This is a genomic window from Labrys sp. 22185, assembly GCF_052045555.1.
GTDB classification, from domain to species: Bacteria; Pseudomonadota; Alphaproteobacteria; order Rhizobiales; family Labraceae; genus Labrys; species Labrys neptuniae.
Genome location: NZ_JBQEPH010000126.1, coordinates 1 through 625, shown reverse-complemented (window position 1 = coordinate 625; position 625 = coordinate 1). Strand labels below are relative to the sequence as shown.

Annotated in this window: 1 protein-coding gene; it reads right to left on the bottom strand. The window is 57.1% G+C overall.

Annotated elements, in window-relative coordinates; translation table 11 throughout:
* Nucleotides 1–390: 390 nt before the first annotated feature.
* Nucleotides 391–625, bottom strand: a 235-nt coding sequence (locus ACTJKX_RS38240; RefSeq protein ID WP_440728507.1) for a hypothetical protein, incomplete at its 5' end; no start/stop codon positions are given.

Sequence of the window (625 nt, the reverse complement as noted above, 5' to 3'; positions counted from 1 at the left end):
ATAGAAGCCCGTCCAGGAGAACGGCAGGACAACCGGTGCCACAGGCTCAACGGGTGCAGGCGCAAGGTCGGCGGAGAAAGCTGCCGTCGACGAGAGCAGGAGAGCAATTGCTGCTGCAGAGATTCTCATGTGCGTTACTCCTAAAGGTGAAACCACCATGCCAGCTTTCGAAACGCGAGTCTGTAGCTTTGATGCAACAGGTAGCGGGGAAATAACGTCCTTACTTCGATGGGTGCCCTAAGGTGCAGGGCCGCTCTGATTTTTGCAAGGTAAGATGATTTGCCTATAATCACAAAGGAGTTTTATCGAAGGCCGGTTCTATATAGTAGAAAATTGTGTCTCGAATGGGAAAATGTCGTTAGGGCATGTGGTATCATGCGGTAGCTCGCCTCAGGCGGGACTCCTGCTGGCAAAGTTGTTTTTCGGGGCCGCATGCTCGAAGTGATCCCGCACGGCTTCGAGGGCTTGCTGCACGTGATCCCGCCAGGTGGGGAGGGCGGCACGGGTGCTGAGCTCGAAGCGGTCCGAGGCCAGTGCCGTCACCGCACCCATCCATTGCGGCAGGTCGATGGGATCGACCAGGCTGATGCCATGATGGCCGGCGAGTTCGGCCACCTCGCGATGC